Source organism: Herbaspirillum sp. Her4 (assembly GCF_057961335.1).
Window position 1 is genome coordinate 4,774,010 of sequence record NZ_CM176330.1, and the last position, 22,787, is coordinate 4,796,796.

20 protein-coding genes are annotated in these 22,787 nt (G+C 63.2%); 9 read left to right on the forward strand and 11 right to left on the reverse strand.

Annotated features, from left to right (window positions below):
• Positions 1-18: 18 nt before the first annotated feature.
• Both lptG and lptF read right to left on the reverse strand, forming a co-directional pair.
• Positions 19-1,149, reverse strand: coding sequence for an LPS export ABC transporter permease LptG (gene lptG, locus ACWFUC_RS21575; protein WP_489623237.1), 1,131 nt, complete (start codon positions 1,147-1,149; stop codon positions 19-21).
• 1 nt (position 1,150) lies between these two features.
• Complete coding sequence (gene lptF, locus ACWFUC_RS21580; RefSeq protein ID WP_489623238.1) at positions 1,151-2,281, reverse strand: LPS export ABC transporter permease LptF; 1,131 nt, start codon at positions 2,279-2,281, stop codon at positions 1,151-1,153.
• A gap of 154 nt (positions 2,282-2,435) precedes the next feature.
• On the opposite strand from lptF, the gene ACWFUC_RS21585 reads away from it, so the two are divergent.
• The 4 genes from ACWFUC_RS21585 to ACWFUC_RS21600 all read left to right on the forward strand — a co-directional run bounded on the left by ACWFUC_RS21585 (position 2,436) and on the right by ACWFUC_RS21600 (position 7,159).
• Complete coding sequence (locus ACWFUC_RS21585; RefSeq protein ID WP_134136089.1) at positions 2,436-3,956, forward strand: leucyl aminopeptidase; 1,521 nt, start codon at positions 2,436-2,438, stop codon at positions 3,954-3,956.
• A gap of 170 nt (positions 3,957-4,126) precedes the next feature.
• Positions 4,127-4,972 carry a dienelactone hydrolase family protein gene (locus ACWFUC_RS21590; protein WP_489637327.1) on the forward strand — a complete coding sequence of 282 codons (846 nt, stop codon included), beginning with the start codon at positions 4,127-4,129 and terminating at the stop codon, positions 4,970-4,972.
• A 154-nt stretch (positions 4,973-5,126) separates the two neighbouring features.
• The gene (locus tag ACWFUC_RS21595) at positions 5,127-6,239 is read left to right on the forward strand and encodes an alkene reductase (RefSeq protein WP_489623240.1); all 1,113 of its coding nucleotides are present in this window, start codon (positions 5,127-5,129) and stop codon (positions 6,237-6,239) included.
• 152 nt (positions 6,240-6,391) lie between these two features.
• On the forward strand, positions 6,392-7,159 hold the full coding sequence (locus tag ACWFUC_RS21600) for a MipA/OmpV family protein (RefSeq protein ID WP_489623241.1): 768 nt from the start codon (positions 6,392-6,394) through the stop codon (positions 7,157-7,159).
• Here the strand turns inward: ACWFUC_RS21600 and ACWFUC_RS21605 are convergent.
• Positions 7,152-7,364: a hypothetical protein gene (locus tag ACWFUC_RS21605; protein ID WP_489637328.1), complete on the reverse strand. Its 213-nt coding sequence runs from the start codon at positions 7,362-7,364 to the stop codon at positions 7,152-7,154. The genes ACWFUC_RS21600 and ACWFUC_RS21605 overlap by 8 nt on opposite strands.
• 533 nt (positions 7,365-7,897) lie before the next feature.
• Between ACWFUC_RS21605 and ACWFUC_RS21610 the strand changes: the two genes are divergently transcribed.
• Positions 7,898-8,470 carry an FxDxF family PEP-CTERM protein gene (locus tag ACWFUC_RS21610; RefSeq protein ID WP_489623243.1) on the forward strand — a complete coding sequence of 191 codons (573 nt, stop codon included), beginning with the start codon at positions 7,898-7,900 and terminating at the stop codon, positions 8,468-8,470.
• 224 nt (positions 8,471-8,694) lie between these two features.
• Positions 8,695-9,462 carry an exodeoxyribonuclease III gene (gene xth / locus ACWFUC_RS21615; protein ID WP_034330165.1) on the forward strand — a complete coding sequence of 256 codons (768 nt, stop codon included), beginning with the start codon at positions 8,695-8,697 and terminating at the stop codon, positions 9,460-9,462.
• A gap of 80 nt (positions 9,463-9,542) precedes the next feature.
• On the opposite strand, the gene ACWFUC_RS21620 is transcribed toward xth, so the two are convergent.
• From ACWFUC_RS21620 to prpB, 6 genes are all read right to left on the reverse strand, one after another.
• The gene (locus ACWFUC_RS21620; protein ID WP_134224130.1) at positions 9,543-9,830 is read right to left on the reverse strand and encodes a hypothetical protein; all 288 of its coding nucleotides are present in this window, start codon (positions 9,828-9,830) and stop codon (positions 9,543-9,545) included.
• Entirely contained in the window at positions 9,830-10,333 is a 504-nt protein-coding gene (locus ACWFUC_RS21625; protein ID WP_034330172.1) for an arsinothricin resistance N-acetyltransferase ArsN1 family B, read from the reverse strand. The genes ACWFUC_RS21620 and ACWFUC_RS21625 overlap by 1 nt, the downstream gene beginning before the upstream one ends.
• A 112-nt stretch (positions 10,334-10,445) precedes the next feature.
• Positions 10,446-12,332 (reverse strand): propionate--CoA ligase, encoded by a 1,887-nt coding sequence (locus ACWFUC_RS21630; RefSeq protein ID WP_489623244.1) that lies wholly within the window; start codon positions 12,330-12,332, stop codon positions 10,446-10,448.
• A gap of 320 nt (positions 12,333-12,652) precedes the next feature.
• A complete protein-coding gene (locus tag ACWFUC_RS21635) occupies positions 12,653-13,090 on the reverse strand; it encodes a hypothetical protein (protein ID WP_209583748.1) in 438 nt (145 codons plus the stop codon).
• Between the two features lie 263 nt (positions 13,091-13,353).
• Entirely contained in the window at positions 13,354-14,508 is a 1,155-nt protein-coding gene (gene prpC / locus ACWFUC_RS21640; RefSeq protein ID WP_039784877.1) for a bifunctional 2-methylcitrate synthase/citrate synthase, read from the reverse strand.
• Positions 14,509-14,581: 73 nt separating this feature from the next.
• A complete protein-coding gene (gene prpB / locus ACWFUC_RS21645; RefSeq protein ID WP_121042346.1) occupies positions 14,582-15,472 on the reverse strand; it encodes a methylisocitrate lyase in 891 nt (296 codons plus the stop codon).
• Between the two features lie 318 nt (positions 15,473-15,790).
• Between prpB and prpR the strand changes: the two genes are divergently transcribed.
• Positions 15,791-17,464 (forward strand): propionate catabolism operon regulatory protein PrpR, encoded by a 1,674-nt coding sequence (gene prpR, locus ACWFUC_RS21650; RefSeq protein ID WP_489623245.1) that lies wholly within the window; start codon positions 15,791-15,793, stop codon positions 17,462-17,464.
• Positions 17,465-17,706: 242 nt separating this feature from the next.
• The gene (locus tag ACWFUC_RS21655; RefSeq protein WP_121042112.1) at positions 17,707-18,990 is read left to right on the forward strand and encodes an MFS transporter; all 1,284 of its coding nucleotides are present in this window, start codon (positions 17,707-17,709) and stop codon (positions 18,988-18,990) included.
• A gap of 223 nt (positions 18,991-19,213) precedes the next feature.
• On the opposite strand, the gene ACWFUC_RS21660 is transcribed toward ACWFUC_RS21655, so the two are convergent.
• A complete protein-coding gene (locus ACWFUC_RS21660; protein ID WP_166675014.1) occupies positions 19,214-19,504 on the reverse strand; it encodes a hypothetical protein in 291 nt (96 codons plus the stop codon).
• Here ACWFUC_RS21660 and ACWFUC_RS21665 point away from each other — a divergent pair.
• On the forward strand, positions 19,503-21,068 hold the full coding sequence (locus tag ACWFUC_RS21665; RefSeq protein WP_489623247.1) for a methyl-accepting chemotaxis protein: 1,566 nt from the start codon (positions 19,503-19,505) through the stop codon (positions 21,066-21,068). The two genes, ACWFUC_RS21660 and ACWFUC_RS21665, sit on opposite strands and share 2 nt — an antisense overlap.
• A 194-nt stretch (positions 21,069-21,262) precedes the next feature.
• Here the strand turns inward: ACWFUC_RS21665 and ntrC are convergent, their stop codons facing one another.
• The gene (gene ntrC, locus ACWFUC_RS21670; protein WP_121042117.1) at positions 21,263-22,762 is read right to left on the reverse strand and encodes a nitrogen regulation protein NR(I); all 1,500 of its coding nucleotides are present in this window, start codon (positions 22,760-22,762) and stop codon (positions 21,263-21,265) included.
• Positions 22,763-22,787 lie beyond the last annotated feature (25 nt).

A 22,787-nucleotide genomic window follows, 5' to 3' on the forward strand; every position in this document is an offset into this window, starting at 1 on the left:
CGAAATCGCAGGACGGACTCAGGTCCGTTCCACCCACCACAGCGCGCCAATGGCCAGCACCATGAACAGCAGGCTGGGCAAGGCTGCGGTCATGAAGGCCGGCCAGGTATTGAGCAGACCCAGATGGGAGAACAGGCTGTTGATGAGCTGGAAGCAGACGCCGATCATGATGCCGGTGAAGATCTTCAGGCTCACGCCACCGGCACGGAAATGCAGGTAGGCAAACGGCAAGGCCAGCGCCAGCATCACGAAGATCGACAGCGGATAAACGATCTTCTTCCAGAACGCGATTTCGTAACGGTCGGTGCGCTGATTGTTGGCTTCCAAATGCTTGGTGTAGGCCAGCAGGTCATAAGCCGACATGCGGTCCGGATCGGCGAAGAGCACCGAGAGAATTTCCGGCGTCACTTCCGACACCAGCTTCAGCTGCGGCAGCTTCACGGTCTTGACCGGCTCGGTGATCTTGCGGTCCTTGCCGCCGACGAAGTCCGATTGCACCACGTCGTTGAGCAGCCACTGATGATTGCCCTCGTAGATGCCATCCTTGGCCACGACCATGCGCGCCATGTGGAAGTCGGTATCGAGCTCGTACAGCTTGACACCTTCGATGCGGCCATCCGGTTGCACGGTCTGGATGTTGATGAAGCGGCTGCCGGTGACGTTGCCTTCCAGGCCGTTGTCCTTGATGACGTCCTTGGCCCACATGCCCGAGCGGAACTGCGAAGACATCGATGCCCCCTGCGCCTGCAGCTTGAGCTTCTCGGCCCACTCGGACGCCTTGGGCGCGATCAGTTCGCCGAACACGATGGTCAGCACCGCAAAGCCCACACCGATGCGCAGCAGCACCTTGGCCGCCATGCCGGTGGACATGCTGGAGACACGCATGATGGTGAATTCCGAGCGCGCCGCCAGTTGCGAGAGCGTGTAGATGGTACCGATCAGCACCGCCGTCGGCATCAGTTCATAGACATTGCCGGGCAAGCCCATGAGCACATAGAACACCGCCTGCTGCAGCTTGTAGCCATTGCGGCCGACCTGCTCCAGCTGGCCCATCATCTCGAAGAAGGCGAACAGCGCCAGGAAGGCCGCCAGTGCGAACAGCACCGAGCGGGTGATCTCGGCAGTGAAATAACGTTGGATGACTCTCATCTCAGGCCTCGCGCTTGAACGTCAGGGCGCGGCGCACTCGGCTCCACATCCGGGATGGGTGATAGGGATGATTGATGTTCAGGCGCAGGACGAACATGCCCACGATCAGCGCCACCACGAACAGGTGGACCGGCCACCAGGCCATCACGAAACTCATGCGCTGCTGCGCCACCGAAGCCTGGAACACGCTGACCGTATTGGAGTAGACGACGAACAGCAGCAAGGCCACCAGCAGCCCCAGCGAACGGCCGGCACGCGGGTTCACGAAGGACAGCGGAATGGCCAGCAGCATCAGCGCCAGCGCCATCAGCGGCAGGGCGATGCGCCACAGCAGTTCGCCGCGCGCATAGCCGTCCTGCTTGGCCAGCAGTTCCTTCATCTGCAAGGCGCGCGCCGAGCGTTCGCCGGCGGCGCTCTGCGACTGGTTGCCGATCAGCAGGCCATAGCGTTCAAAATCGACGATCTGGAAATCCGGCAGGCTGGGCGAGCCATCGTAACGGCGGCCCTTGTTCATGACCACGAACTTCTCGCCATCAGGATCGATCTGGGTCTCGCCTTCCTTGGCGACGACCACGCTGTTCTTGCCGTCGGCGTTGATGGTATTGACGAAGATGTTGCGCACCTTGGAGGCATCGCCGGAAATACCCTCGACGAAGAAGATCCGGTTGGCCGCCGCCGACTCCTGGAACTTGCCGGGAGAGACGCGGGCGATGTCCTCGCGCTGTTCGAAGCGGCTGCGGTATTCGCTGCTCTGTTCGTTGGCCCAGGGCGTCACCACGAAGGACAGCGCCGCCACCAGGGCCACGATGGGCCAGCCGAAGCGAATCACCGGCCCGATCCAGCGCGTGAGCGACATGCCGCAGGCGAACCAGACCACGATCTCGGAATCCTGGTAACTGCGCGTCATCACCAGCAGCACCGAGATGAAACCGGTGAGGATCAGGATGATGGGCATGTAGTTCAGCGACTGGAAGCCGATCAGGGCCAGCACGTCTTGCGACGCAACCTGGCCGCCTGCGGCCTGGCCGAGGATCTTGATCAGCATCACCGTCAGCGTGATGGTGAACAGCGTAGTGAAGACCCCACCTGCGGTGCTGGTCAGTTCGCGTCGTAGGGCGCGTTGGAAAATCATGGGAATGCTGGCTTGGTTTCTGGTGTCGGGATCGTTGTAGGGATGGCCGGTGCCCGGCATCGTGTGCGAGGCTGGCTCACCTGACAGAACTCATGCGCGCGTCGCGACGAAATGGGCTCTATAATCGCCAAGTAATTCATATAAAGGACGAACGATGGACTTTAGCACAAAAACATTGGACGCAAAAAACGCCTTGACGGGCGTAAAGACCGGCGCACTGGTCGTTGGCATCTATGAAAACCGCAAGCTGTCCAAGGCCGCCGGTGCCCTCGACAAGCTGGGCGCCATCAGCGCCGCGCTGAAGTCGGGCGACATTTCCGGCAAGCCGGGCTCGACCCTGCTGCTGCGCGGCGTGACCGGCATCGCCGCCGAACGCATCGTGCTGCTGGGCCTGGGCAACGAAGACGAGGGCGCTGACAAGAACTTTGCCGCTGCCAGCGGCGGCCTGGTGCGCGCCCTGGCCACCTTGGGCTGTGACGATGCCGCCCTGGCCCTGCCCTTCGATGGCATCAAGGGCCGTGGCCTGGACTGGGCCATCCGCACCGTGGTGCTGGCCGGCCGTGACGCCGTCTATCGTTCCGACACGATGAAGAGCAAGAAGGACCCGGCGCCCACCGGCGTCAGGAAGATCACCCTGCTGGTCGCCGCCGAGCAAGGCGCTGCCGCCAAGGCCGCCCTGGGCGAGGCCGTGGCGCTGGCCAACGGCATGGCACTGACCAAGGAACTGGGCAACCTGCCCGGCAACGTCTGTACCCCGACCTACCTGGCCACGACCGCCAAGAAACTGGCCAAGGAATTCAAGCTGGGCGTGGAAGTGCTGGAGCGCAAGCAGCTCGAAGCGCTCAAGATGGGCAGCTTCCTGTCGGTCACCAACGGCAGCGACCAGCCGCCCAAGTTCATCGTCCTGAAGCACCTGGGCGGCAAGGCCAAGGATGCACCCGTGGTGCTGGTCGGCAAGGGCATCACCTTCGACACCGGCGGCATCTCCCTCAAGCCGGGTCTGAACATGGACGAGATGAAGTACGACATGTGCGGTGCCGCCTCGGTGCTGGGTACCTTCCGTACCATCGCCGAACTGGGCCTGAAACTGAACGTCATCGGCGTCATCCCGACCTGCGAAAACATGCCCTCGGGCCGCGCCACCAAGCCGGGAGACATCGTCACCTCGATGTCCGGCCAGACCATCGAAGTCCTGAACACCGACGCCGAAGGCCGCCTGATCCTGTGCGACGCGCTGACCTATGTGGAACGCTTCAAGCCGGCTGCCGTGGTCGACATCGCCACCCTGACCGGTGCCTGCGTGGTGGCCCTGGGCCATCACAACACGGGCCTGTTCACCCGCGAGGATGACACCCACGACCAGCTGGCCAACGCCCTGCTGGCGGCCGGCAAGGAAAGCGGCGATACCGCCTGGCGCATGCCGATCCAGGACGCCTACCAGGAGCAGTTGAAGTCCAACTTCGCCGACATCGCCAACATCGGCGGCCAGCCCGGCGGCAGCGTGACGGCAGCCTGCTTCCTGGAGCGCTTCACCCGCAAGTACACCTGGGCCCACCTGGACATCGCCGGCACCGCCTGGAAGAGCGGCGCGGCCAAGGGCGCCACCGGCCGCCCGGTGCCGCTGCTGACGACCTGGCTGCTCAACCAGGCGCGCGCCAAGTCGGCACGCGCCTGATGGGCCTGCGGCACGGAGACGGAACCGGCCACGCCATGACCACTCTCCTGTCGCGGACCGCCCCGGACGCCGCCCTGGCAAGACCACCGCAGCACGCCGTGTTGCGGTGGTTTTTTTTCATCTTTTTACTGCTGGTTGCCAGCCCTGGACTGATCCTGCCGGGACCGGCCATGGCGCAAGACGCGCCGATGCCGCCCGCACAGACCGTGCGTTTTCCTTCATCTGACGGTAAAACCACCCTCACCGGCTATCTCTACGATCCCTTCGGTGCCGGCCCGCATCCGGCCATCGTGCTGTTGCACGGGCGCGCCGGCCTGTATTCCTCCCGCGTCAATGCGGCATGCACGCAGATCGGCCCGGCCATCCCCTCGCCCTGCGATGCCAGCACGCTGACCGCCCGCCATCTGGACTGGACGCGCTATTGGCTGGCAAGCGGCTACGTGGTCCTGCTGGTGGACAGTTTCGGGCCGCGCGGCGTGGCCCATGGCTTTGGCCGCCATACGCATGGTGCGCCCGAACGCGCCGCCGTCAATGAACTCACCGTTCGGCCGCTGGATGCGGAAGGAGCGCTGCAATGGCTGGCCACGCGCAGCGAAGTCGATGTCCGCCGCATCATGCTGCAAGGCTGGTCCAATGGCGGCAGCACGGCACTGAACGTGATGCAGCGCCAGGCTGCGCGGCCGGCGGACGATGCGCCCTCCTTCGCCGCCGCGCTGGTGTTCTATCCGGGATGCGGCAAGCAGGCCCTGCTGTCGTCCCACCCCGAGTTCGACAAACCGATGCAGGTGCTGCTGGGCAGCGCCGACGAGGAAGTCTCGCCGCTGACCTGCGAGCGCGTCCTGCGCCAGTCCATCCGCCTGCGCCAGGCACCGCCGCCGGTGGTGACGCTCTATGCGGGAGCCACGCATGACTTCGACGACCCGGGCCGTGCACGCCAGTCGGTCGAGGCCAACCGTGCTGCGCGCCAGGATGCGCAGACCCGCCTGGGGCCCTGGCTGGACCAGGTCTCACGCTGAACATTGCTGACCAGCAAAGCCGCAGCGACCGCCTGCAAGGCTGCGCGTTCCCCTCTAGACTGTGAACTTTTTCCGGAACACTGCCGCCCCCGCCGTGGTCGGTAGCAAGGTCGACGCAGTTCATCCCAACGAATGCCAACAAGAAAGGATCAGCATGACCAACGCCAATACCAATGCCCATCTTCACAGTGACCTCTTCAAGCCCATGCAACTGGGTGCGGTGCAATTGCAGAACCGCATCGTCATGGCGCCGCTCACCCGCAGCCGTGCCAAGGCGGGCGACGTGCCTACCGAACTGGCGGCCGAATACTATGCCCAGCGCGCGGGTGCCGGCCTGATCATCGCCGAGGCCACCCAGATCTCGCCACAGGGCAAGGGTTACGCCTGGACCCCGGGCATCTACAACGAATCGCACGTGGCCGGCTGGAAGAAGATCACCGACGCCGTCCACGCCAAGGGCGGCCGCATCTTCCTGCAGCTGTGGCACGTGGGCCGCATCTCGCACCCTGACCTGCAGCCCGGCAACGCGCTGCCGGTCGCGCCCTCGGCCATCAAGCCGGAAGGCAATGCCTTCACCGAGAGCGGTTTCAAGCCTTTCGAGGAACCGCGCGCACTGGATGCCTCTGAACTGCCCGCCATCGTCGAGCAATACAAGATCGCTGCGCAACTCTCCCTGCAGGCAGGATTCGATGGTGTGGAAATCCACGCCGCCAACGGCTACCTGCTGGACCAGTTCCTGCGTGACAAGACCAACCAGCGCACCGACAACTACGGCGGCAGCATCGAGAACCGTACCCGCCTGCTGCTGGAAGTGGTGGAAGCGGTGACCTCGGTGATCCCCAGCGAGCGCGTGGGCATCCGCCTGTCGCCCATCAGCCCGGCCAATGACATCGCCGACAGCGATCCCAAGGCCCTCTTCAGCTATGTGGTGGAGCAGCTGAACCGCTACAAGCTGGTCTACCTGCACGTGGTGGAGGGCGCCACCGGCGGCCCGCGCGAAGTCGAAGGTGGCTTCGACCTGCAGATCCTGCGCGATCTCTTCAAGGGCATCTACATCGCCAACAATGGCTATGACCTGGAGATGGCCGTGAAGGCACGCGACCGCAATCTTGCCGACCTGGTCGCCTTCGGCCGCCCGTGGATCGCCAATCCGGATCTGGTGGAACGCTTCAAGGCCGGCGCACCGCTGGCCGAGATCAACCAGGCCACGCTCTATGGCGGCGGTGCGGAAGGCTATACCGACTACCCGACCCTGCAGCAGTCCTGATGCACTGAACCGTGCCGGGCCGCCTGCGTCCGGCGCCAATTGCCCATGACAGCCATGGCCTGCCTGCGCGGCAGGCCATTTTCGTGAGCGGATGCCGCAGCGCCCCGCTGACCGCTACAATGCCGCTTGCTCCCCCCACTCCACTGCCCATCATGAAAAACATACTCGCCATGCTCACGCTGGCCTGCTGCGCCCTCCCCGTTCTGGCTCAGCAAGCCGCTCCCGCGACCGCCACGTCCGATCCCCTGCAACTGCAGGACCGTCTCACCGGTGACATCGGCGCAGGCGTCTACCGCGTCGACCGCAACGGCCCCGATGCCGACCGCAGCAACCACGTCCTGCCCTATGCCTATGCCGACTACGGGCGCTTCTTTGCCCGGCTCGACACCTTCGGCGTCAAGACGGTGCGCATGGGCTACGGCTATCTGGAACTGGCCGGGCGCGTGAGCCTGGACGGTTTCGATGCCCAGCGGGGCCTGCAGCGCCGTTCGGATCCGATTCCGCTCGGCATCGGCACCTATCAGGAAACGCCCATCGGCGGTTTCTTCCTCAACGTCTTCCGTGACTTCAACAAGTCGCATGGCACCCTGGCCGAGGCCATCTATGCGGCCCAGATCGACCTGGGTCCGGTGACCCTCTATCCGCAGCTCGGCGTCGAATACCGCAGCGGCAGCTACAACGATTACTTCGTCGGCGTCACTTCCAGCGAAGCGGCCGCCAGCGGCCTGCGCCAGTACAGCGCCGGTGCCTCCACCAGCCCGACCCTGGGCCTGGCCGCCGATGTCCCGTTGACCGGCGACTGGCACCTCAACCTGCACCTGCGCCGCAAATGGCTGGACAACGCGGTGGCCGACAGTCCGCTGGTGCGCCGCCACACCGATGACACCGCCATCGTGGCGGTCAGCTATCGCTTCAAGTAAGCCACTTCTCCTCCCTGCCCGAAGCCGGCGCGTTGCCCGGCTTCAGGTAGCGGCGCTGCCGTACCTGCTCTCCCGATTTTTCTTCTTCTCTTCTTCTCTTCTTCTCTTCTTCTCTTCTTCTCTTCTTCTCTTCTTCTCTTCTTCTCTTCGTTGTCTTCTGATGTCCTCGCTTGCCGCTACTGCACCCGCGCTGTGGTGTAGTCAAGGGCCGTCAAGTTCCGCTTAAGCGCGCTCTGCGCACAGCGCACTTTTTCTCTACGGATGAGCTGGACTTCCTTGCGAATTTTTTTCGCGTGATCCTCAGCATTACGGCCGCGCTTCCCTTGCGTAAATAGTTCCCGAATATGTTCATGCGTCACTTTTTCTGACGCAAATTTCGTCCTGTTTTTCAGCTCATGAGAAGGAGTTCATGTTTCCCTAAAAACTTAGTTTCCGCATCCAAATTAATTGCCTCAAGAGAATCCATACTTCGTCGGAAACCCTTTACCGGCGCGGCTTCATGGATTCCTACATCACAACAGGAGAGACAGGAAAAGCGTAATAATTTATTGCTAACGTTAGCATTTTTCCATTATTCTCACTCCGTCTCGATGAACAAATATCACAAACAGAGACAGGATTCCGGCCTCGCCAACACCAATAAAAAAACCTGTCGGATCGCTATCCCCCTTGCAGTGCTTTCGCAATCAAATACCAATCGAATACCCACCAATCAATCGAACTGGAAAGAGGTCTTTTATGAAAAAACTGTTGAGCAGTTTCCTTGTCGCGTCCGCATTCGTCGCCATGGCATCCTCGGCTGGCGCCGCGGACCTGGAGCGTACGCGCACGCTGGTGTGGACCGACGCCACGTCGACCTTCAACGCCCGCTTCGGCGATGGCACCACTGGCCAGACCTTCCTGGAGAACTTCACCTTCAACATCGGCGGTGCCGGCGCGTCGGTTTCCTCGGCCATGGTGTCGATCGCCCTGGACGGCCTCTCGCGCGTGGGCATCAGCAGCTTCACCCTGAGCGGCAACGGCCAGACCTACACCGGCACCCAACTGTCCGGCGGTGACCTGCAGATCTTCAGCCTGCGCACCAATGGCCTGACTTCCGGCCTGTACACCCTGTCGGTGGCCGGCACCGTGCTGGGCTCGGCGGGCGGCAGCTTCGCCGGCAACATCAGCGTGGCACCGGTCCCGGAAGCCTCGACCACCGCCATGATGATCGGCGGCCTGGGCCTGATCGGCTTCGCGGCCTATCGTCGTCGCAAGGCGGGTGACAAGGGTGACAAGGTGCAGATGAATGCGCAGATGATGCCGGCGTAATGCTCGGGATCTGATTGCTTGGCCCGGATTGCGGGCCGGCAATGGCACAACGAAGGGGAATGTCTGCGAGGGCCTTCCCCTTCTGTTTTGGGGGAAGTCTTCGGTCTCGGCCGACCTCGTCCAACCTGCCGCCTTGGTGAATGCGGTAAGATGTCGCCCGTTGTCCACGACGCATCGGCCATGATGCGCACGGCCCGCCTCCGATTCACCACTGCATTGTCCCCATGAAAATCGCCACCTGGAACGTCAACTCCCTCAAGGTCCGCCTGCCGCAAGTGCTGAAATGGCTGGAAGAAAACCCGGTCGACGTGCTCTGCCTGCAGGAAACCAAACTGACCGACGACAAGTTCCCCGCAGCCGAGATCGCCGCCGCCGGCTACCTGGTCGAGTTCTCAGGCCAGAAGACCTACAACGGCGTGGCCATCCTCTCGCGCCATCCGATGAACGACGTGGTCAAGAACAACCCGCTCTTCCCCGACGAACAGCAGCGCATCATCGCCGCCACCATCGAAGGCGTGCGCTATGTCTGTGCCTACATTCCCAACGGCCAGTCGCTGGAATCCGAAAAGTATCCCTACAAGCTCAGCTGGCTGGCCGCCCTGCACGAATGGCTGGCCCAGGAAAAGGCGAAGAACCCGCGCCTGGCCCTGCTGGGCGACTACAACATCGCCCCCGAAGACCGCGACGTGCACGACCCGGTGGCCTGGCAAGGGCAGGTGCTGGTCTCCGAACCGGAACGTGAAGCCTTCCGCAAGCTGCAGGCCCTGGGCCTGACGGATTCCTATCGTCTTTTCGAACAACCGGAAAAGATGTACAGCTGGTGGGACTACCGCCAGATGGGCTTCCGCCTCAACCGCGGCCTGCGCATCGACCACATCCTGCTGTCCGAAGAACTGGTGCCGCGCTGCACCGCCTGCGTGATCGACAAGGTCCCGCGCAAGTGGGAACAACCCTCGGATCACGCACCGGTGATCGCCACCCTCGCAGACTGAAGCGCCCACGCCGCCAGACATAAAAAAACGGCAAATGATTTATATCATTTGCCGTTTTTCATTGAAGCGCGTACCAGAGACTATTCAACGCCACCTTCAGGTGGCGTTTGTTCCTTCTTGTTGCGCATGTTCTTCTCGAACTGCACATCCAGCTTGCTCACGCGCTTGGCCTTCTGCGGTCCCTGGGCGTTGACGAAGCGCACGAAATCATCCAGCTCCATGGCCTCGTTGAGCTTCTCCAGCGGCTGCCCGGCCACGCGCCGGGTCAGGATGAAACGTTCATCGGAGGTGCGCAGCATGGAGTACTCGCGCGATTCGGTACGTTCATTCAGGCGCTCGATGGCGCTGGCGGCTCGGGTCGATCTCATCATTGGGCCTCTTGCAGTTTGAGTTGCCAGTATCCCACGTCGATCCAGCGTCCCATCTTGTAACCCACTTCCGTAAATACGCCACAGGCCACGAAGCCCACGCTCTCATGCAGCGCCACACTGGCCGGATTGGGCTGGGCGATGCCGCCGATGACCAGATGCACGCCCAGGGGCTTCAACTGCGCAATCAGTTCGCGATAAAGCTGCTTGCCAATGCCGCGTCCGCCCGCATCGTGGCGCAGGTAGACCGAGCTCTCCACCGAGTGCCGGTAAGCCGCACGCGGCTTCCACTTGCTGGCATAGGCATAGCCCAGCACCTCGCCCTGCTCTTCAAAGACCAGCCAGGGGAAATCAGCCTGCACATCGGCAATGCGCGCGGCCATGGTCTCGACGCTGACCGCTTCGGTCTCGAAGCTGATCACGGTGGTCTGCACGTAATGGTTGTAGATGCCGCAGAGGGCGGGAGCATCGGCAGCGGTGGCCGGGCGGATGGAGGGCGACATGGGCGGGACGCAATCGTGGAAAAGCGAAAGCCGTCAGTGTAACCAAATTACGCCAGGCACGGCGTCCCTGCTCCGCTGCAGGGACGCCGTGCCTTCATGATGGAATTGCGAGTCAGTCCTTGATGACCGCCCGCACCTGCTCCAGCGCCGCCGGATCCTCGATGGTGGGCAGGTCGCCCGGATCGCGTCCTTCGCAGATGGACTGGATGGCCCGGCGCAGGAGCTTGCCCGAGCGCGTCTTGGGCAAGCCGCTGACGAAAAACACCCGCGCCGGGCGGCCCACTGCGCCAATCTGCTTGTCCACCACGCCCATGATTTCCGCTTCCAGCGCACGGCGCCCCTCGGGCGTGGCAATCGCATCGGCCTGCTTGGGAATGGCGAAGGCAATCGCGACTTGCCCCTTGAGCTTGTCTTCCACGCCGACCACGGCCACTTCGGACACGTTGGGATGGCTGGAGATGCTCTCCTCGATTTCGCGCGTGCCCAGCCGATGGCCAGCCACGTTGATGACGTCATCGGTGCGGCCCAGGATGAAGTAGTAACCGTCCTGGTCCCTGATGCCCCAGTCGAAGGTCGAGTAGACCTCGCGCGGCAGGCTGCGCCAGTAGGTGTTGACGAAGCGCTCATCGTCGCCATAGACGGTCTGCATGCAGCCCGGCGGCAGCGGGCCTTCAATGGCCACCACGCCCTTCTCGTCAGCCGCGCAAGGCGCGCCGGTCGCTTCGTTCAGGATGGCCAGCCGATAGCCCGGCATCGGCACCCCGGGACTGCCCAGGCGCGTCGGCTTGTCGCTGATGCCCTTGGCAATCGAGATGATGGGCCAGCCCGATTCGGTCTGCCAGTAGTTGTCGATGACCGGCACCTTCAGCGCGCCCGAGATCCAGCTCGACGTCGTTTCATCCAGCGGCTCGCCGGCCAGATAAAGGGCCTTGAGCGAAGACGTGTCGTAGCGCTCCATGCATTCGGCCGGCTGTTTCTTCAGCACGCGGATGGCCGTCGGTGCGGAGAACATGCGCGTGACCTTGTATTTCTCGACGATGCTCCACCAGATGCCCGCATCGGGCCGGATCGGCAAGCCTTCATAAAGCACCGTCGCCATGCCCGCAATGAGCGGCCCGTAGACGATGTAGGAATGGCCCACTACCCAGCCAATATCGGAGGTGCAGAAATAAGTCTCGCCCGGCTTGCCGCAGAAGATGTGCTGCATGGACGAGGCCAGCGCTACGGCATAGCCGCCCACGTCACGCTGCACGCCCTTGGGCTTGCCGGTGGTGCCGGAGGTATAGAGCACGTAACTGGTTTCATTCGATTCCAGCCAGGCCACCGGCACCGGCTGGTCCAGGTGTTGTTCACGCAAGGGCGCGTAGTCGACGTCGCGTTGCGCCGTGCGCGCCATCTCCGCCAGACCGCGATCCACCAGCAAAACCTTCTGCGGCTTGTGCTGCGCCAGGTTGATTGCTTCGTCGAGCAAACCCTTGTACGGGATCACCTTGCCGCCACGCGAACCGGCATCTGCCGAGACGATCAGGGTCGGCTGCGCATCATCGATGCGCGAGGCCAGGCTGTTGGAGGCAAAGCCGCCGAACACCACCGAATGCACCGCGCCAATACGGGCGCAGGCCAGCATGGCGAAGACCGCCTCGGCGATCATCGGCATGTAGATCAGCACGCGGTCGCCGCGCCGCACGCCCAGCGACAGCATGGTGGCGGCCATGGCCTGCACTTCGCGATGCAGCTCGGCGAAGTCGTAGACGCGTTCGGTGTTGGTCTCGGTGGAGATGGCGATCAGCGCCGCCTGATGCGGCCGCTCGCCCAGATGGCGATCCACCGCGTTGTGGCAAAGATTGGTGGTGCCGCCGATGAACCAGCGCGCAAACGGTGCGCGGGAATAATCGAGCGTGCGGGTGAACGGTTTGTCCCAATGAATGCGCTGCGCTTCTTCTGCCCAATAGGCTTCAGGCTGCTCGATGGAACGGCGATAGAAATCCTCGTATTGCATGACGTCTCCTCATGTCTCTCGAATTGAAAACCGCTGTCGGCCTTGCGCAGCGTGCCTTGCAGGCCGATGGTCGCGTGGCTCTGGTGCATGGGCAAAAACCTGTTTGCCATGCGTGGCCCTCATGCGACGATGAAACCAGTCTTGCACCTGAATCTTACGAGGGGCTGAATCCGCCGCTTGCATCAGCGGTCTTCGATGATTCAAATCAAGCAGGAGCGATGCCGACAGCAAGACGCCATCGGCATGACAAGGGAGGAGGAAATGCGAGGTGGAAAGAACGCGCCGACGTCAGACCTGCACGACGGCGCGGCGCTGCGTTGTCAGCGCGTGCGGCAGTCGTTGGCCAGCTGCTGCCCGATCTTGGAATTGAGCAGCATGGACTTCGACGGGATCTGGATCCACACCAGGCCTTCGCCCTTGTTCTCCAGACGCACTGCACCGGTCGAGGTGCTGACCGGGTTCATCATGTAGCTGCTGCCCTTCCACACCAGCGTGACGCCATCGGTCACGCGGCCATCCATGCGGATTTCCACCTTGTTGCCCATCTCGCAGCTGAAGGCACCGGTCTTCAATTGCGTGGCCCAGCTCGGCTGTGTGGCAGCGGGCGACTGCAGCAGCTGCGGCAGCACCGGCTTGGTCTCGGTGACCGGCACGGGCGTGGAAGAACAGGCGGACAGGGCAACAGCCACGGCACCGGCCAGTGCGAAGGAAGTCAGGGGCAATGCGGAAAGACGGCGGGAAACGATGGCAGCAATCATCGGATGATCCATGGAGAGTCAGGGGTGGACGCGGGGGCGAAAAAGATCCGACCGCATCTTAGCAAGTTATTGCATCTGACTCGACCACATGTAACGCTTGTTACAAATCTGCCTGCGCACTGCCACTGTCCCGGGGAATGCGGCGGCCGACACGCGCCGGCCGCCGCTTCCTTCTTCTTGCTGCTCCCTCTCCCTCTCTTGCCCCTCATGCCCGCGCCATCCGCTGATGACTCAACTGCGCGGGCACTTCGTCTTGCTTGGTCTTACTTGCGCTTGCTGATCGGCACGAACTTCAGGTCTTCCGGTCCCACGTAGTTGGCCGAGGGGCGGATGATCTTGTTGTCGATGCGCTGTTCGATGATGTGCGCCGCCCAGCCCGAGGTGCGGGCAATGACGAACAGCGGCGTGAACATCGCGGTCGGTACGCCCATCATGTGGTAGGACACGGCCGAGAACCAGTCCAGGTTGGGGAACATCTTCTTGATGTCCCACATGACCGTTTCCAGGCGTTCGGCGATGTCGAACATCTTGGTCGAACCAGCTTCCTTGGAGAGCTTGCGCGCCACTTCCTTGATGACCTTGTTGCGCGGGTCGGAGATGGTGTAGACCGGGTGGCCGAAACCGATCACCACTTCCTTGTTCTCGACGCGGCGGCGGATGTCGGCCTCGGCTTCGTCGGGGTTGTCGTAGCGCTTCTGGATCTCGAAGGCCACTTCATTGGCGCCGCCGTGCTTGGGGCCGCGCAGTGCGCCGATGGCACCGGTGATGGCCGAATACATGTCCGAACCGGTGCCGGCGATGACGCGGCCGGTGAAGGTGGAGGCGTTGAATTCGTGTTCCGCGTACAGGATCAGCGAGGTGTGCATGGCCTTCTCCCAGGCGTCGGAAGGCTTCTCGCCGTGCAGCAGGTGCAGGAAGTGCGCGCCGATGGAATCGTCATCGGTCTCGACTTCGATGCGGTTGCCATTGTGGCTGTAGTGGTACCAGTACAGCAGCATGGAACCGAGCGACGCCATCAGGCGGTCGGCGATGTCGCGCGCGCCGGGGGTGTTGTGGTCATCCTTCTCGGGCAATACGCAACCCAGTGCCGAGACGCCGGTGCGCATCACGTCCATCGGGTGCGACGCGGCAGGCAGCCATTCCAGTGCCGCCTTGACGTTGGCCGGCAGGCCGCGCAGGGCCTTGAGCTTGGCCTTGTAGGCGCGCAGTTCGGCCGCTGTCGGCAGCTTGCCGTGCACCAGCAGGTGAGCGATTTCCTCGAACTCGCAGCTGTCGGCCACGTCCAGGATGTCGTAGCCGCGATAGTGCAGGTCATTGCCGGTCTTGCCGACGGTACACAGGGCGGTGTTGCCGGCGGTCACGCCAGAGAGGGCAACGGATTTCTTGGGCTTGAAACCAGGGGCTTGCTGATCGCTCATCGTGTTCTCCTCGTAGTCTGTATTGGCTCGAAACTGATTATCGGAAGGGGGTATTCGGTCTTGCGGTAATGTTTTACTTGTTCTTCTGCTGGGCAAACAGCGCATCCAGACGCTGCTCGTAGCTGTGGTAATCGATGCGGTCATAGAGCTCCATGCGGGTCTGCATGGTATCGACCACGTTCTTCTGGGTGCCGTCGCGGCGAATCGCCTGGTAGACGTTTTCGGCGGCCTTGTTCATGGCGCGGAAGGCCGAGAGCGGATAGAGCACCAGGCCCACATCGGCGCCCTTCAATTCGTCGACGGTGAACAGCGGCGTCGAGCCGAATTCGGTGATGTTGGCCAGGATCGGCACCTTCACCGCATTGGCGAACTGCTTGTACATGGCGAGGTCGGTGATGGCTTCCGGGAAGATCATGTCGGCACCTGCTTCGACGCAGGCCACGGCGCGCTCGATGGCGGCGTCCAGCCCTTCGACCGCCAGCGCATCGGTGCGCGCCATGATGACGAAGTTCTCATCGGTACGGGCATCGACGGCGGCCTTGATGCGGTCCACCATTTCCTGTTTGGTGACGATTTCCTTGTTGGGACGATGGCCGCAGCGCTTGGCGCCGACCTGGTCTTCGATGTGCATGGCGGCCGCGCCGAACTTGATCATGGACTTCACGGTGCGCGCCACGTTGAAGGCCGAGGCACCGAAGCCGGTATCGACGTCCACCAGCAGCGGCAGGTCGCACACGTCAGTGATGCGGCGCACGTCGGTGAGCACGTCATCCAGGTTGGAGATGCCCAGGTCAGGCAGGCCCAGCGAACCCGCAGCCACGCCGCCGCCGGACAGGTAGATCGCGCGGAAGCCGGCACGCTTGGCCAGCAGGGCGTGATTGGCGTTGATCGCGCCGATGACTTGCAAGGGGGATTCTTCCTGGACGGCCTGGCGGAACGCTGCGCCTGCGGAGTGGAGAGCCATGGTGGACACCTTCTCGATGAGGTTGGAATACGGAAAGTCGGGATTGCCTGACTGCGGCGGGCGGGGCTGCATCACACCCGTCCTGCGACATGTGCGTTCACCATTGCAACGGCCGTGCCATCGCAGTGCAGCATTGCATGGCGCAAGGCATGAAAAAACCTTCATATCGTCTGAAACCAGCGCCGGACAAGGCTGGCAGGCTTCCCTTCCGGTGCGCTCTCCGGGCGTACCCGCCTTCTGTCGGGTTGATGTTCCACAACCCTGGCCGTTTCACCAGTGTTACATTAACGTTTCACCGAAACGCCGCGAACGCCCACCATGAAACGCCCTGCCCCCGCTGACCGCCTGGCCGACAAGCCCGTGATCTGGACCGTGTCCGTGTCGCGCCTCTCCGAACTCTTCCGCGACATCACGCTGGAATTCGACGGCGTGGCCGACATCGAGCCCATACATCTGGGCTTCGACGAGGCCGTGCGCGCCATCCGCGAGCGCCTGGCCAGCGAGCGCTGCGACGTGGTGATCTCGGCCGGTTCCAACGGTGCCTATCTGAAGAGCCGCCTCCCGGTGCCGGTGGTGGTGGCGCGCGCCAGCGGCTTCGACGTGATGCAGGCACTGGCCCGTGCCCGCCAGATCAGCCCGCGCATCGGGCTGGTCACTTATCAGGAGGCGATGCCGGCCCTGACCGAATTCCAGCAGATGTTCGGACTCGACATTGCCCAGCGCACCTATGCCACCGAAGAAGACGCGCGCGCCGTAGTGCAGGAACTGAAGGCCGGCGGCGTGCAGGCGGTGGTCGGGGCCGGGCTCATCACCGACCTGGCCGAGGAAGCGGGGATGCAGGGGATCTTCCTCTACTCCTCGGCCACGGTGCGGCAGGCCTTTGAAGATGCGCTGGAACTGGCGCGGCTGACGCAACTGGAAAGCACGCGCGGCCCCAGCCTGCCGGTGGCCGACAGCCTGCGCGCACGGCATCACCTCAAGGATCTGCGAGGCGATTCTGAGGTGATGGAAACGGTGCGTCAGTCGATCACGCTCTTTGCGCGCTCGCCGGCCAACGTATTGATCCAGGGTGAGACCGGCACCGGCAAGGAACTGGCGGCGCAAGCCATCCATCGTGCTCATCCGCGCATGCAGGGCAAGACCCAGGCAGCCCACCCCTTCGTGGCCATCAATTGCGGCGCGCTGGCCGAATCGCTGCTGGAATCCGAACTGTTCGGTTATGAGGAAGGCGCTTTCACCGGGTCGCGCCGTGGCGGACGGGCCGGTGTCTTTGAAGCGGCCCATCGCGGCACGCTGCTGCTCGATGAAATCGGCGAGATGCCGCTGCCACTGCAGACGCGATTGCTGCGCGTGCTGGAAGAGCGCGAAGTCGTGCGCGTGGGCGGCACGCGGCCCATTGCGGTCCAGGTGCGCATCATCAGCGCCACCCACTGCGATCTGGAAGCGCGGGTGCGTGAAGGACGTTTTCGCGCAGACCTGTATTACCGGCTCAGCGTACTGCGTTTGCAGTTGCCGCCCTTGCGGGCGCGCCGCGAGGATATTGCCGCACTGGCTGAATGGCATCTCAAGCATGCGCTGGCGGCACTGGATGCGCGGCCGCACGCCAACCTGGGCGCGGAGCTGCTGCGCTGTGCGCCACTGCTGGCCGCGTATGACTGGCCGGGCAATGTGCGCGAGCTGCGCAACCTGATGGAACGGCTGGCCCTGTTCCTGGCCGCAGAGCCGCTGCAGGCGCTGACACCCGCGCTGATCCAGCGGGTGGCGCCGGAACTGGCGGGGATGGCGCAGCCGCTGCTGTCAAACACGGCGGAAGTGGTGGCCCCCCATGAGCTGACCACGTCCGACATCGTCCCCGACGCTGACGCCATTGAAGCTGCACTGCGCCGCTTCCGTGGCAACCGTGCCGCGGCTGCGCGCCATCTCGGGATCAGCCGTACGACCTTGTGGCGCAAGCTCAAGGAAACGGAAGCGCAGAACAGGGAGCCATCATGAGGCTGCAGGCACTGGAAACGAGAAAATGATTTCGCAAAATCAGGTGTGCGTCCTGCCTCCTGATAATCCCCCGCACTGCGCCTTGACAGTGCCGCATCGCGCCGCCTATCCTCGCCCGCTGTAACGGCCCCGGCCGTCACAGGGAGCCCACAACCATCCATACACAGCCAGGCAGCCTTCTGCTCCGCCAGGGTCAGAACGGCGTGCTGCTCCTCCATCCACGTATCCATCAGGGAGTCTCCATGACCAGCAACACCGCGGCGCCTGGCGCCGGCACCACGCATCCGCAAGCGCGGCGTGCGATCATCTCGTCCTCCATCGGCAATGCGCTCGAATGGTTCGACATCCTCATCTATGGCGCCTTCGCCGTGGTCATCGCCAAGCAGTTCTTCCCGACCGGCGATGACAGTGTCTCGCTGCTGCTGACCTTCGCCACCTTCGGCGTGTCCTTCTTCATGCGCCCGCTGGGTGCGGTGGTGCTGGGTGCCTACTCCGACCGCGCAGGCCGCAAGGCGGCGCTGATGCTGTCCATCATGCTGATGACGGTCGGCACGGCCATGATCGCCTTCATGCCCAGCTACGCCAGCATCGGCCTGCTGGCACCGGCCGGCATCGCTCTGGGCAAGATGATCCAGGGCTTCTCCGCCGGTGGCGAGTTCGGCAGTTCCACCGCCTTCCTGGTGGAACACGCCCCGCATCGCCGTGGCTTCTTCTCCAGCTGGCAGGTGGCCAGCCAGGGCATCAGCCTGCTGCTGGCGGCCATCTTCGGCGCCGTGCTCAACAACATGCTCACACCTGAGCAACTGGCCTCGTGGGGCTGGCGCGTGCCGTTCATCTTCGGCTTGCTGATCGCACCGGCCGGCATCTACATCCGCCGCCATCTGGATGAAGCACCCGAGTTCAAGGAATCCAGCGAAAAGACCGATGCACCCCTGCGCGATACCTTCGCCCACCAGAAGATGCGCCTCTTGATCGGTGCCGGCAGCGTCATCATGGCGACCGTCTCGGTGTACCTGTCGCTGTACATCCCGACCTATGCGGTCAAGCAGCTGGGCCTGCCGGCCTGGTCCTCGTTTGCCGCCATGTCGGTGGCCGGCCTGATCATGTTCATCGGCTCGCCGCTGGTGGGCGCGATGTCCGACAAGATCGGCCGCACGCCCTTCATGATCACCAGCAGCGCGCTGTACATCGTGCTGACCTATCCGATGTTCGTGTTCCTGACCAACTCGCCGGGCTTCCTGCAACTGCTGTTGCTGCAGACCGTCATCGGCGTGCTCATGACCATGTATTTCGCCTCCATGCCGGCCCTGCTGGCCGACATCTTCCCGGTGGCCACGCGCGGCACCGGCATGTCGCTGGCGTATAACATCGCCGTCACCATCTTCGGCGGCTTCGCCGGCCTCATCATCACCTGGCTGATCGACTTCACCGGCAACAAGCTGTCGGTGAGCTACTTCGTCATCTTCGGCGCAGTGCTGAGTCTGATCGCCACGCTGGCCGCACGTTTCGTGCTGCGCCTGCGCTGACCAAAAACAGATAAATGATATAAATCATTTACCGCCTTTGAACGGATCGGCAGGCGCTGCTGCAGCGACTGCCGATCCGTACATGGCACAGCCGCCCAATGGCCAGGATCCCCCGATCCTGGCCATTTTTCTTGAGGGACTGGTCATCGGGTGCGCACTACGCAATTAGTCAATCTTGATCGAGCTGCGGTGGCACTTCGGTCAACTTGTTGCCAATCCATATTTATGCATTGATAAGCATAATTGAAAGAGTGTTTCCGTTTGGCATCACCTCGTCAAATTCATCTTGAATTTGGGCAAGACTGCCATTAAAGTTCAGAGCGCTTCCCCCGGAGCCCATCCTGACGGCACTGCCGCTCTCCCTTGCAGGCCTTGCGCCTGCGCCGGAATCATCATCCACCCTTCGTCTGCCGTCAGTGGCGGCAGGCCAGCCCCTGAGGGATATCGTGAATTTCAGACAGACCAAAGTTGCCACCCAGCTTATGTTGGGTTTTTCCGTTTTGATCCTGTTCATGGCCGTGCTCGGTGCGGCGGCCTGGTACGGACTCAATACCGTCGACGCACAGCTCAACGAAGTGCAGACCAACCTCATGCCCAGCGTCGCCACGGCCAAGACCATGCAGGCCGAGATCCGCGCCTTCAACCTGGCCCAGTATCGTGCGCTCACCGCCAATGATGCGCAGCGCATGCAGGATGCCCGCACGCGCCTGACCGCCTCGCTGGGACGCTACACCAGCGCCGCCGACCAGTATCGTCCGCTCATCCATACGTCTGAGGAACAAGCCGCCTACGACGAGCTGCAGGCCCTGCTGCCCAAGTACCTGGCCGTGAGCCAGCAGATGCTGGCCGCCCTTGAGCAAGGCAAGCAGGAGCAGGCCGTGGACATCATGAAAGACCAGCTCTTCCCGCTGCGCGCGGCGATGGAAGTGCAGATCCAGCGTCTCATCACCGTCAACGAAAAGGGCGTCGCCGAGGCCGCCACCAGCGCGCGCGAAGCCTATGCCGGCAGCCGCATGCTGATCATCGGCCTGACCCTGGCATCGGCGCTGATCGGCCTGCTGATCGCACTGCTGATCAGCCGCCGCCTGACGCGCCAGCTGGGTGGCGAGCCGGCCGAAGCGATGTGGCTGTCGGCCCAGATCGCCGCCGGCAACCTGAGCGCGCAACTGCAACTGCGCAAGGGTGACCGCGCCAGCCTGATGCATTCGCTCATGACCATGCGCGAACAGCTGGCCGGTCTGGTCGGCCAGATCCAGCAGGCCAGCGGTGCCATCCACGTGGCCGCACGCGAAATCGCCCAGGGCAATACCGATCTCTCGCAGCGCACCGAAGAGCAGGCTGCTTCACTGGAGGAAACTGCCTCCAGCATGGAACAGCTGACCAGCACCGTGCAGCAGAATACCGACCACGCCCGCAAGGCCAGCCACGTCGCCAGTGCCGGTGCCGATGTGGCCCGCCGTGGTGAAACGGAAATCGCGCAAGTGGTCAGCACCATGCGCGAGATCGCCGTCAGCTCGCACCAGATGTCGGACATCATCAGCGTCATCGAAGGCATCGCCTTCCAGACCAATATCCTGGCCCTCAATGCCGCCGTGGAAGCGGCACGCGCCGGCGAGAACGGCCGCGGCTTCGCCGTGGTGGCCACCGAAGTGCGCGCGCTGGCCCAGCGCAGCGCCAGTGCCGCCAAGGAAATCAAGGGACTCATCGAAGGCTCTGTGGGGCGCATCCAGAGCGGCACGACGCTGGTGGAAAAGGCCGGCGGCACCATCGCCGAAGTCATGCGCGCCTCGGTCGATACCACCCGCATCATCAGCGACATCGCGCATGCTTCGGAAGAGCAAAGCGCCGGCATCACGCAAATCAATGCAGCCATCTTGCAGATGGACCAGGTCACGCAGCAAAACGCCGCCCTGGTGGAACAGGCCGCTGCTGCCGCCCAGGCCATGATGCAACAGGCCGAACAATTGACGGCGGCGGCCTCGGTGTTCCGCATCGATGCGCAGCTCCTGCAGGCTGCACCGCTCACGCCCGCTCTGGCGACCAATGGCCAGCCGCACATGCCGCGCCTGGCCATGTGAACGCGCCCCTCTTGCTGAATTGACCAAATGATTTAAATTTTATAAATCGTTTATCAGCAGCATCAATAAAAATGGCCTGGATCTCGCGATCCAGGCCATTTCCTTTTTTTTGGCCGCCGCCTCTTCCCCTTGCTGATGCTGCCCACGCGGCGGCACGCGGGCAGACCTCCCCTGCTTGATGGTGTCGCTGCGGATCAGTCGTCTTCCGCGCCGCCGATCCCCAGTTCCTGGATCTTGCGGGTGATGGTGTTGCGGCCGATGCCCAGGCGCACGGCAGCATCGTTCTTGCGGCCGTGGGTATGTTTCAGGGCGATCTTGATGAGCGCTGCTTCGAACTGGCGACCGAGGATGTCCATCACCTCGGGCTGTTCGGAGGCCAGCATCTGCGCCGCCTCCACTTCCAGCAGCGAGATCCAGTTGCCGGCCGCCGCATCCGCCGGTGCAGCGGCGGACGCCGGATCGGCATACGCCACCGGTGCGGCCACGGCAGCCGCCGAGGCGGGCGCGGAAACGGTCTGCGCCGGTTGCGGTGCATGGACGCGTTCTTCCACCAGATCCTGCGGCAGGTCCTTGATCTCGACCGTCTGGCCCGGGGCCATCACGGTGATCCAGTTGCACAGGTTTTCCAGCTGGCGCACGTTGCCGGGGAATTCCAGCTGCGACAGGAACTGCATCGCCTGCGGCGACAGGCGCTTGGCTTCCACGCCGAGCTGGCGCGCGCTCTGTGCCAGGAAGTAGCGGGCCAGGATGGGAATGTCTTCGCTGCGTTCGCGCAGGCTGGGCAGGCGCAGGCGGATCACGTTCAGGCGGTGGTACAAGTCTTCCCGGAACAAACCTTCACGTACACGCTGCTCCAGGTTCTGGTGAGTGGCCGCAATGACGCGTACATTGGCCTTCAGCGACTGATGGCCGCCGACACGATAGAAGTGCCCGTCGGACAGCACGCGCAACAGGCGCGTCTGCAGGTCCAGCGGCATGTCGCCGATTTCATCGAGGAACAGCGTGCCGCCTTCGGCCTGCTCGAAACGGCCACGGCGCATGGCTTGCGCGCCGGTGAAGGCACCGCGTTCATGGCCGAACAGTTCGGATTCCAGCAGGTCCTTGGGGATGGCCGCCGTGTTGAGTGCCACGAACGGCTGGCTGGCGCGCGGGCTGTGCTTGTGCAGGGCACGCGCCACCAGCTCCTTGCCGGAACCGGATTCGCCGGTGATGAGCACCGTCACATTGGATTGCGACAGGCGACCGATGGCGCGGAAGACGTCCTGCATCGCCGGTGCCTGGCCGAGGATTTCGGGAGTCTGGGCTGCACCCTGCTCAATGTCGGTTTCGCGCAGACTCTCGTCGAGCGCGCGGCGAATCAGTTCGACCGCCTTGTCGACGTCGAAGGGCTTGGCCAGGTATTCGAAGGCGCCGCCCTGGAAGGCGGAGACCGCCGAATCCAGGTCCGAGAAGGCGGTGATGATGATCACCGGGATGCCGGGGTGCTTGGCCTTGATGGTCTGCAGCAGTTCCAGGCCGGAGGCACCGGGCATGCGGATGTCGGACACCAGCACTTGCGGCGTGCCGTTCTGCAGGGCTGCCATCGCATCGCGTGCGCTGGAAAAACTCTGCGTGGCGAGATTTTCTCGGGCCAGGGCTTTTTCGAGCACCCAGCGTATCGATTCGTCGTCGTCAACAATCCAGATTGGCTTCATAAATAACTTCTTCCTGCGTTGGTCA

What these genes read in the sequence shown, in the direction of transcription:
- ACWFUC_RS21625 (WP_034330172.1), bottom strand. Translation starts at nt 10,333, where the DNA reads ATGTCGCCCTCCATCCGCCCGGCCACCGCTGCCGATGCTCCCGCCCTC.
- prpR (WP_489623245.1), top strand. Translation starts at nt 15,791, where the DNA reads ATGAAACGCCCTGCCCCCGCTGACCGCCTGGCCGACAAGCCCGTGATC.
- ACWFUC_RS21590 (WP_489637327.1), top strand. Translation starts at nt 4,127, where the DNA reads ATGGCGCAAGACGCGCCGATGCCGCCCGCACAGACCGTGCGTTTTCCT.
- prpC (WP_039784877.1), bottom strand. Translation starts at nt 14,508, where the DNA reads ATGAGCGATCAGCAAGCCCCTGGTTTCAAGCCCAAGAAATCCGTTGCC.
- ntrC (WP_121042117.1), bottom strand. Translation starts at nt 22,762, where the DNA reads ATGAAGCCAATCTGGATTGTTGACGACGACGAATCGATACGCTGGGTG.
- ACWFUC_RS21630 (WP_489623244.1), bottom strand. Translation starts at nt 12,332, where the DNA reads ATGCAATACGAGGATTTCTATCGCCGTTCCATCGAGCAGCCTGAAGCC.
- lptG (WP_489623237.1), bottom strand. Translation starts at nt 1,149, where the DNA reads ATGAGAGTCATCCAACGTTATTTCACTGCCGAGATCACCCGCTCGGTG.
- ACWFUC_RS21635 (WP_209583748.1), bottom strand. Translation starts at nt 13,090, where the DNA reads ATGATTGCTGCCATCGTTTCCCGCCGTCTTTCCGCATTGCCCCTGACT.
- ACWFUC_RS21595 (WP_489623240.1), top strand. Translation starts at nt 5,127, where the DNA reads ATGACCAACGCCAATACCAATGCCCATCTTCACAGTGACCTCTTCAAG.
- ACWFUC_RS21610 (WP_489623243.1), top strand. Translation starts at nt 7,898, where the DNA reads ATGAAAAAACTGTTGAGCAGTTTCCTTGTCGCGTCCGCATTCGTCGCC.
- prpB (WP_121042346.1), bottom strand. Translation starts at nt 15,472, where the DNA reads ATGGCTCTCCACTCCGCAGGCGCAGCGTTCCGCCAGGCCGTCCAGGAA.
- ACWFUC_RS21585 (WP_134136089.1), top strand. Translation starts at nt 2,436, where the DNA reads ATGGACTTTAGCACAAAAACATTGGACGCAAAAAACGCCTTGACGGGC.
- ACWFUC_RS21665 (WP_489623247.1), top strand. Translation starts at nt 19,503, where the DNA reads ATGGCCGTGCTCGGTGCGGCGGCCTGGTACGGACTCAATACCGTCGAC.
- lptF (WP_489623238.1), bottom strand. Translation starts at nt 2,281, where the DNA reads ATGATTTTCCAACGCGCCCTACGACGCGAACTGACCAGCACCGCAGGT.
- ACWFUC_RS21660 (WP_166675014.1), bottom strand. Translation starts at nt 19,504, where the DNA reads ATGAACAGGATCAAAACGGAAAAACCCAACATAAGCTGGGTGGCAACT.
- ACWFUC_RS21655 (WP_121042112.1), top strand. Translation starts at nt 17,707, where the DNA reads ATGACCAGCAACACCGCGGCGCCTGGCGCCGGCACCACGCATCCGCAA.
- xth (WP_034330165.1), top strand. Translation starts at nt 8,695, where the DNA reads ATGAAAATCGCCACCTGGAACGTCAACTCCCTCAAGGTCCGCCTGCCG.
- ACWFUC_RS21620 (WP_134224130.1), bottom strand. Translation starts at nt 9,830, where the DNA reads ATGAGATCGACCCGAGCCGCCAGCGCCATCGAGCGCCTGAATGAACGT.
- ACWFUC_RS21600 (WP_489623241.1), top strand. Translation starts at nt 6,392, where the DNA reads ATGAAAAACATACTCGCCATGCTCACGCTGGCCTGCTGCGCCCTCCCC.